The organism is Streptomyces sp. CBMA123 (genome assembly GCF_014596465.1).
GTDB lineage: Bacteria > Actinomycetota > Actinomycetes > Streptomycetales > Streptomycetaceae > Kitasatospora.
In genome coordinates this window covers 1-3,385 of the sequence record NZ_MECK01000402.1, presented here as the reverse complement: position 1 = coordinate 3,385, position 3,385 = coordinate 1, and the positions used below count along the sequence as shown (strand labels likewise).

The following is a 3,385-nucleotide window of genomic DNA, read 5'->3' as shown; positions in this document are numbered from 1 at the left end:
GCTGCGCGTCCCGCCGGAGCGGCGGGCCTGACCCCGGGACGGACGGGAGCGCCGGCGGACGGGTGGTCCGCCGGCGCTCCCGTCCGCCGTGCTCCTCCGCGGGCGCTCCGGTAGGCCGTGCTACTCCGCGGGCTCGACCACCACCGTGAGTTCGGCCAGCGCGGCGTCCAGGGCCCCGGTCACCTGCTCCGGCCCCTCCCCCACCGCGATCACATGGCCCAGCCGGTCGTACGACTCCCGCACCGGCCGCACCGGGCGCCCGACCGCCGCCGTCACGGTGACCCGCTCCACCCCGGCGACCGCGCCCGCCCTCCCGACGCCCTCGACGGCGGCCAGCCGGCCCTCCTCGGCGGCGAGCAGGAAGCGGATCCCGGCGGAGCGGGCGCGCTCCGGGGCCAGGTTGAGCGGCAGGCCGGCGGCGGCGCGGATCTGCTGGTCCAGCAGGTCGATGCCGGTCGCGGGCCGGATCAGCTCCGGGATCATGCCGCCGGCCAGCCGGGCGTTGATCTCGATGACGGCCGGCCCGTCGGCGGTCAGCCGCAGTTCGACGTGCGCCGGGCCGCGCTCCAGCCCGACCGCCGCGAGGGCGCGCCGGGCGGTGTCGGCCATCGCCGCCGCCGTCTCCTCGGGCAGGACGGCCGGGAACAGGTGCCCGGTCTCGACGAAGTACGGCAGTTCGCTGACGGTGCGCTGGGTGATGCCGACGCAGACCGCCTCGCCGTCCGTCAGGAACATCTCGGCGCTGAACTCCGGGCCGGTCAGGTACTCCTCGACCAGCACCGTCCGGGCGCTGGCCTGGCCGCGCACATTGCGGGTGACCGCCAGCAGCCTGCGGGCCTGCTCGGTGGCGGTGGCGACGTCCTCGCACCACAGCACCTCGTGCGAGCCGGACTCGTCGACCGGCTTGACCACGCAGGGCAGGCCCACCGCGGCGACCGCCGCCGCGACCTCGGCCGGGTCGCGGACCTCGGCGAAGCGGGGCTGGCGCACCCCGTGCGCCGACAGGGTGCGCCGGGTCGCCGACTTGTCCCGGCAGGCCGCCAGTGCCGCCGCCGGGTTGGCCGGCACGCCCAACTCCTCGGCCAGCGCCGCCGCCTGGACCAGGTAGTACTCGCTGGTGGTCGTCACGCCCGCCACCTCGCGGCCGTCGGCCGCCTCCTCGGCGGCCTTGCGCAGCAGCTCGGGGTCGTCGGTGTCGCAGACCACCACCCGGGCGCCGGTCCCGGCCAGCCCCTGGTAGCGGGAGGGGTCCACCACGAACAGCACCGGCTCCAGGCCCAGCCGTACCGCGGTGGTCAGCGCGAGCATGCCGGTGCCGGTGGTGTTGGACTCCACGAACAGCAGCAGCGGGCGCTCCCGGCGGGAGATCTCCGCGTAGGACCAGCTGTGGACCAGCTCGCCGTAGCGCACCGGGGCGGGCTCGGTCGCGACCAGGGCGTCCCCGGTGAGGTCGGCGTGCGCCGCGTACACGGTGTCCACGTAGCGGTCGCCGCGATCCGGCATGATGCCGACCAGCCGGGTGCCGGGCGCGGCGTGCGCCGCCAGGTGGGTCAGCACCCGGTAGACCGAGCCGGAGGTGTTGCCGGCGAAGATCTTCTGCTCCCGGGCCAGCGCCCGGGTCGCGGCGAAGGCCTCGTCGTCGGAGAGCCAGTGCACCTCGTCGATCAGCCGGTAGTCGATGTTGTCCGGGTGGAGGCTGTTGCCGAGGCCGCCCTGGCGCCGGGTCGGCACGTCGGGCTGGCCGAACAGCACACTGCCGACGGCGTCCACCCCGACCACCTTCAGCTCGGGGAAACGTTCCAGCAGCGCCCGGGACGTCCCGCACAGCGAACCGCCGCTGCCCACCGAGCCCACCACCACGTCCACCGTCCCGAGGTCGGCGACCAGCTCCTGCGCCAGGCCCCGGTACGCCGCCGGGTTCTGCGGATTGGAGTACTGCCGCGGCCAGAACGCGCCCGGCAGCCCGGTCATCAGCTCGGCCAGCAGGTCCAGCCGGGCCGACTGCCAGCCCTGCTCGCCCATCGCCGACACCACGTGCACCTCGCAGCCCAGGGTGCGCAGCTTGGCCAGGGTGACCGGGTCGATCCGCGGATCGGTGACGATGTGCACCGGGTGGCCCAGATGGGTGCCGACCAGCGCCAGGCCCAGCGCCATCGTCCCCGAGGAGCTCTCCACGATCGGCGCCCCGGGCTTCAACGCCCCGCTGCGCCGGGCCTCGGTGACCACCTGCCGGGCCACCCGGTCCTTCATCGCGAAGGCGTTCGCCAGCTCCAGCTTGGCGTAGACCTCGACACCCTCCGGCGCGGGCACCCGCAGCCGGACCAGGGGCGTGTGGCCGATGGCGTCGACGATCGATTCATGCCGCATGAGCGAGCTCCATGTCCTGAAGGGTGAGGGCCCGGACCGTGGTGGCGGTGCCGGGCAGGGTCGAACAGGCCGCCAGGGCGGCCGCCAGCCGGGGCCCGTGGTCCGCGGCCGTCCCGTCCAGCAGGACGCCCAGCAGGGTGCCGCTGTGCGCGCACACCACCCCCTCGGCGCCGACCCGCGCGGCGATCGCCAGCATCGCGTCCAGGTTCCGCTTGGGCGCCAGCCGCTGGTTCAGCACCGCGCTGCGGGTCGCCACCGCACCCACCCGGGCGAGGTCCCCCGCCCGCACCGCCGCCGCCAGCTCCGCCAGCAGCTCCGCGTACTCGGCGCGCTGCGCCGGGGAGTACGCCTTCGGCACCCGGTTGAACGCCACCGTGTCCAGCAGACCGCCCTCGTCCACCGCCACCACCGTCGCCGCCGGGAGGCCGCCCAGGCGCTCGCGCAGCCGCACCTCACGGTGCTCGAAGGCCACCACCCCGGGGTGCATCACCCCGTCGGTCGGCTCGATCGGGCGCAGCCAGCGCTCCACCGCGGCCGGCGAGGTGTCCAGGCCCAGCGCGGCGCCGACCGCCCGGACCGTGGCCACCAGGTCGGCCGAGGAACTGGCCATGCCCTTGCCCACCGGCAGGTCGCCGTCCAGCACCAGCACCCCGCCGGCCGGCCGGCCAATGGCGGCGAGCATCGCCTCGGCCACCCGCCGGGTCTTGGTCTTGTCCGCGGGGAACACCCGCAGCGGGCCGTCCGGGTCCAGCCGGAAGCGGGCCCGCGCCCAGCGGTCGACCGGCAGTGTCACCAGGAACTCCGGGCCGTCGGGCAGGGCGCCCTGGAGCAGTTCGCCGAAGGTGCCGAAGGCGCGGGCCGTGCCGGTCCGCAGCTCGACGCCAGGGGCCGGGGGCCGGTTCGGCGGGCCGGGCGGGTGCGGGGTCAAGACCGTTCCGCCGGGGTCTGCGCTGCCGGGGCCTGCGGGTGCGGGGCCTGCGCCGACGGGGCCTGCGCCGACGGGGTCTGCGCCGACGGC

Annotated in this window: 2 protein-coding genes; both read right to left on the bottom strand. The window is 76.2% G+C overall.

The annotated features are described in order from the left end of the window. Positions 1-120 precede the first annotated feature (120 nt). Positions 121-2,367, bottom strand: coding sequence for a pyridoxal-phosphate dependent enzyme (locus tag BG452_RS31900; protein WP_188307839.1), 2,247 nt, complete (start codon positions 2,365-2,367; stop codon positions 121-123). Beyond that, positions 2,357-3,295, bottom strand: coding sequence for a kinase (locus BG452_RS31895; RefSeq protein WP_188307838.1), 939 nt, complete (start codon positions 3,293-3,295; stop codon positions 2,357-2,359). The genes BG452_RS31900 and BG452_RS31895 overlap by 11 nt, the downstream gene beginning before the upstream one ends. Positions 3,296-3,385: the final 90 nt, after the last annotated feature.